The organism is Streptosporangium vulgare (assembly GCF_042428775.1).
Lineage (GTDB): Bacteria > Actinomycetota > Actinomycetes > Streptosporangiales > Streptosporangiaceae > Streptosporangium > Streptosporangium vulgare.
Genome location: NZ_JBHMBS010000070.1, coordinates 1 through 5,798, shown reverse-complemented (window position 1 = coordinate 5,798; position 5,798 = coordinate 1). Strand labels below are relative to the sequence as shown.

2 protein-coding genes are annotated in these 5,798 nt (G+C 76.1%); both read left to right on the top strand.

Features of this window, described 5'->3' with window-relative positions:
• Window positions 1-32 precede the first annotated feature (32 nt).
• Window positions 33-5,615 (top strand): SDR family NAD(P)-dependent oxidoreductase, encoded by a 5,583-nt coding sequence (locus ACFFRH_RS43905; protein WP_386164096.1) that lies wholly within the window; start codon window positions 33-35, stop codon window positions 5,613-5,615.
• Window positions 5,605-5,798, top strand: a 194-nt coding sequence (locus tag ACFFRH_RS43900) for a polyketide synthase docking domain-containing protein (protein WP_386164094.1), incomplete at its 3' end; no start/stop codon positions are given. The genes ACFFRH_RS43905 and ACFFRH_RS43900, both read left to right, overlap by 11 nt.

The window sequence follows — 5,798 nt, the reverse complement described above, 5'->3', positions numbered from 1 at the left end:
CGACGTTGCATGTGGATGAGCCGTCGCCGCACGTGGACTGGTCTTCCGGAGCGGTGTCGTTGCTGACGTCGTCGGTGCCGTGGCCGCAGACCGGGGCACCCCGGCGGGCGGGGGTGTCGTCGTTCGGGATCAGCGGGACGAACGCGCATGTGGTGCTGGAGCAGGAGCCGCAGGTCCCTGGGCTCCGGGAGGGCGACGAGAGAGTCGGGGAGGCCGAGGGGACCAAGGGGGGCGAGGGAGGTGGTGGCCCGGAAGCCGGGGAGACCGCGGAGGTCCTGCGGATTGTGGCGACCCCGGAGCGCGGAGAGGTCCGGGGGGTTCCGCAGGCTGTGGCGACCTCGGAGGGCGCAGAGGTCCGGGGGGTCCTGCGGGCGGCGACGGTCCCGGGGCGCGGAGAGGACGAGGGAGGCCCGGAGGGCGGGGAGGGGGCTCGTCCGGTGCCGTGGATCGTCACCGGCAGGGACGAGCGCGCGCTGCGCGAGCAGGCGGCGCGGCTGCGCGAGCACCTGGCCGGACACCCCGCGGCCACCCCGGCCGACGTCGGGCACGCCCTGGCCACCACCCGCGCCACGTTCACCCGGCGCGCGGCCCTGGTCGCCGCGGACATCCGTGACTTCGACCGCGGCCTGGCCGCGCTCGCCGCCGGACGGGAGACGCCGGGCCTGGTCACGGGTACGGTCTCCGGCGGGCTCGGCTTCCTGTTCACCGGCCAGGGGAGCCAGCGGCACGCGATGGGCCGGGAGCTGCACGCGGCCCACCCGGTGTTCGCCCGGGCACTGGAGGAGGTCTGGGACGGGCTCCGGCCGCATCTCGGCCGTTCACCGGCCGACGTCGTGTTCGGCGACGCGCCCGACGAGCTGCTCGACCGGACCGAGCACACCCAGACCGCGCTGTTCGCGCTGGAGGTGGCGCTGTTCCGGCTGCTGGAACACTGGGGCGTCCGCCCGGACGTCCTCGCCGGGCACTCCGTCGGGGAACTGGCGGCCGCCCACGTCGCCGGGGTGCTCTCGCTGCCCGACGCGTGCGCGCTGGTCGCCGCCCGCGGCCGCCTGATGGGCGCGCTGCCGGAGGGCGGGGCGATGGCGGCCGTGGAGGCGTCGGAGGAGGAGGTGCTCGGCCTGCTGGCCGGGCGCGAGCACGAACTCGCGCTCGCCGCGGTCAACGGCCCGGTCGCGGTCGTCGTCTCCGGCGACGAGGCGCCCGTGCTCGGCGTGGCCGCGCACTTCGAGGCGCGCGGACGCAAGGTCCGCAGGCTGAGGGTGAGCCACGCGTTCCACTCGCCGCGCATGGACGGGATGCTCGACGCCTTCGGGGAGGTCGCCGAGGGACTGACCTACGGGGAGCCGCGCGTCCCCGTCGTGTCGACCGTGACCGGGGCTCCGGTCGTCTTCTCCGCCGGCCACTGGGTACGCCAGGTGCGCGGGCCCGTCCGGTTCGCCGACGCCGTGCGGGCCGCGCACGCGGACGGGGTACGGACGTTCCTGGAGCTCGGACCCGACGGGGTGCTCTCCGCGATGGGGGCCGAATGCGCGCCGGACGCGGTCTTCGCGCCGGTGCTGCGCCGTGGCGTACCCGAGGCGACGACCCTGGCCACCGCGCTGGCGACGGCCGCCGTGCGCGGTGCGGACGTCGACTGGGGCGCGTTCTTCGGCGGCGCGCGTCCCTTCCCGCTGCCGACCTACCCGTTCCGGCGCCGTCGCTACTGGCTGGAGACGCCGCGGGCCGCCGCGGGCGAGCACCCGATGCTGGACGCTCCCGTCGAGTCGGCCGCCTCGGGGGAGACGCTGTTCACGGCCCGGCTCTCCCGCCGCTCCCACCCGTGGCTCGCCGACCACGAGGTGGCCGGATCGGTCATCCTGCCCGGGGCGGCGCTGCTGGAGCTGGCCTGGCACGCGGGCGCGCGGACGGGCTGCCCGGGGGTCGAGGAGCTCACCCTCGAACGGCCGGTGACGCTGCCCGGAGGCGGCCACGTCGAGGTCCAGCTCGTGGTCGCCGCCCGGGACGCCGAGGGCCGCAGGGCCCTCACGCTCTACAGCCGGTCCGGGGACGGCGAGTGGACGAGGAACGGTTCCGGGCTGCTTGGCCCCGTCCCCACTCCCGCTCTCATCGAGACGACGCCGTCCGGTGTGGACGCGGGCGCCACGCGCGACGTGACTCCGCCGGTCGTCGGAGACGTCACCGCAGAAGCCGATGAGGACGCCGACGCCGTCTACGACCGGCTCGCCGACCGCGGCTACGCCTACGGGCCCGCCTTCCGCGGCCTGCGTACCGTCCGCTACCAGGGCGCGGAGGTGTACGCCGAGGTGAGGCTGCCGGGAGGTCTGCCGCGCGGCGGCTTCGGACTGCACCCCGCGCTGCTGGACGCGGCCCTGCACGCGTGGGCCGGTCGCCCGGCGGCCGGTGACGGACCGCCCGAACTGCCCTTCGCCTTCAGCGGCGCGTCGCTGGTCACGACCGGCGCGGAGACCCTGCGGGTACGCCTGGCGCCCGCGGACGGCGGCGGGATCACGCTGACCGCCTCCGACGAGGAGGGCGGGGTCGTCCTGTCGATCGACGAGCTGGTGCTGCGCCCGGCCCGCCCCGGCTCGGCGGCGCCGGTGAACGCGATGTTCCGGCTCGACTGGCCCTCCGTGCCCTCCGTGCCCTCCGTGCCCTCCGTGTCGTCCGGCAGGTCACCGGTGGGACGGATCGTCACGCTGGGAGAGGACCTCGCCCTCGGCCCGGTCCTCGACGGGACCGTCTCCCAGGACCTCGGCCTCGACTTCGACCTCGCCCACGGCCCGATCGGCGGCGGGACCGCCGACCCGGTCCTCGACGCGACCCGTACGCCGGTCCTCGGCGTGGCTCCCGACCGGTCCTCCGACGGCGTGCCCGGATCGGTCCCCGGCCTGGTCCCCGGCCCGGAGCGGCCTGAGGTGGTGGTCGCCTGGTGTCCTCGATCCGGCGGCGTGCGCGCCGTCACCGGACGTGTCCTGGCGCTGGTGCGCGACTGGCTCGCGGAGGAACGTCTCGCCGACGCCAGGCTGGTCCTGGTGACCCGCGGCGCGGTCGCCACCGAGGCGGGACAGGACGCCGACCCCGTACAGGCCGCGGTGTGGGGGCTGGTGCGTTCGGCGCAGACCGAGCATCCCGGACGCCTGGTGCTGGTGGACACCGACGACGGCTCCGCGGACCTGCTTCCGACCGCGCCCTCTTCACCGCCCCCTTCATCGCCCCCGACCGCGCTCCTGGCCGCGCTCGCGACCGGCGAGCCCCAGCTCGCGCTTCGCGGCGGCGCGGTCCGTGTCCCGCGCCTGGCCAGAGCCACCACCCCGTCCCCCGGCTCGCTCCTCCTGCCTGGCGAGGACTTCTCCCCGGTGTCCGGCCGCGGGGTCCCGTGGCGGCTCGGGGTCGTCCGGCGGGGCACGCTGGACGGGCTCGCCCTGCGCCCCTGCCCCGAGGTGGACGGACCACTGGCGCCCGGCCAGGTCCGGGTCTCGGTGCGCGCGGCGGGCGTGAACTTCCGCGACGTGCTCGGCGCCCTGGGCCACTACCCGGGCGATCCCGGTCTCCCCGGCCTCGAAGCGGCCGGAACGGTCATCGAGGTGGGGCGGGGAGTCACGGGGATCGCGCCGGGCGACCGGGTGATGGGCGTGTTCTCCGGCGCTTTCGGCCCCGTCGCGGTCACCGACCGGCGGGCCGTCGCGCCGATCCCCACCGGCTGGACGTATGCGCGGGCGGCCGCCACGCCCATCGCCTACCTGACCGCCTACCACGCGCTGGTCGAGCTGGCGGGGCTGCGGCGCGGCGAGTCCGTGCTGATCCACTCCGCGGCGGGCGGGGTGGGCACGGCCGCCGTCCGTCTCGCCCGGCACCTGGGCGCGGACGTGTACGGCACCGCCTCCCCGGCCAAGCACGACGCCACCGGCCTGCCCCCCGAGCGGGTCGCCTCCTCGCGTGACACCGCCTTCGAGGAACGGTTCCGGGCGGCCACCGGCGGTCGCGGCGTGGACGTCGTGCTCAACTCCCTCGCGGGGGAGCCGACCGACGCCTCCCTGCGGCTGCTGGCCCCCGGGGGCCGCTTCGTCGAGCTGGGCAAGACCGACCTCCGGGAGCCGGCCGGAGTCCGCTACCACGCCTTCGACCTGCTCGAGCTACTCGAACGGGAACCGGACCGGATCGGCCGCATGCTCTCCGGGCTCGACCCCCTGTTCGCCGACGGGACCCTCGAACCGCCGCCGGTCACCGCCTGGGACGTGCGCCGGGCACCCGAGGCGTTCAGGTTCGTCGGCCAGGCCAGGCACACCGGCAAGGTCGTGCTGACCGTCCCGGGCGGGCTCGACCCACAGGGCACGGTCCTGATCACCGGCGGCACCGGCGCGCTCGGCCGGGCACTGGCCCGGCACCTGGTGCACGCGCACGGCACGCGCCACCTGATCCTGGCGGGGCGCCGCGGCCTCGCCGCCGACGGCGCCGCGGACCTGCGGCGGGAACTGACCGGCCTGGGCGCCACGGTCACCTTCGCCGCCTGTGACGTCGCCGACCGCGCGGCCGTCGCCGCGCTTCTCGACACCGTCCCCGCCGAGCATCCGCTCACCGCCGTCGTGCACGCCGCCGGTGTCCTCGACGACAGCGTGATCACCGAGCTGACCCCCGGACGGCTCGACACCGTGCTCCGCGCCAAGGTCGACGGCGCCCTGCACCTCCACGACCTCACCGCCGGCGCGGACCTGTCGGCGTTCGTCCTGTTCTCCTCCGTCATGGCCACCCTGGGCGGCGCCGGGCAGGCCAACTACGCGGCGGCCAACGCGGCACTCGACGCGCTGGCGCAGAGCCGGCGGGCCCGCGGCCTGCCGGCCACCGCGCTCGCCTGGGGCCCCTGGCGGCAGGCGGAGGGCATGGCCGGTGGCCTCGCCGCCGCCGACCTGGCCAGGATGTCCCGTTCCGGGCTGCGGCCCATGCCGACCGCCGACGCGCTCGCCCTGTTCGACCTGGCCCTGGCCGGGGAGGAGGCGGTGTACGTACCGGCCGCGCTCGATCTGGGCGCGCTGCGTGCGCGCGGCGGGGAGACACCCGCGGTGCTGCGCGGGCTGCTGACCACGCAGCCCGGGGAGGGAGCGTCCATCCGGGCCGGGGACGGGACGAGGACGTCCACGGGGGCCGGAGGCGCGACGCCCGCCCCGGTCGAGGAGACCGCCGGGCCCACGCTGCGCGAGCGGCTCGATGGGGCGGCTCCCGCGGAGCGCGAGAAGCTCCTGCTCGACCTGGTGCACACGCACGCCGGTCTGGTGCTCGGGCACGGCGCCGCCGACGTGATCGACGGCGAGATGCCGTTCAAGGACCTCGGGTTCGACTCCCTGACCTCGGTCGAGCTGCGCAACCGGCTGAGCGCCGCCACCGGTTTGCGGCTGCCCACCGGCCTGCTGTTCAACCATCCCAGTCCCGGGGCCCTGGTCCGCTATCTGCGCGATCGGCTGTTCCCCGCGGACCTGGCGCCGGAACCGCCGGTTCCCCCCGCGACCCCGGCGACCCCACCGGCACCGCCGCCTGGCCCGGACGTCACCGAGCGACTCCGCACGGCCAGTCTCGACGACCTCCTCAGCTTCATCGACAAGGAGCTCACCCATGGCGAATGACGAGCAGCTCGTCGAGTATCTGCGCCGGGTCACCATCGAGTTGCAGGAGACCAGGCAGCGCCTCCAGGAGGCGGAGTCCCGCCGCCCCGATCCGGTGGTGATCGTGGGGATGGCGTGTCGTTTTCCGGGTGGGGTGGTGTCTCCGGAGGGTTTGTGGGATGTGGTGGTGTCGGGGCGGGATGT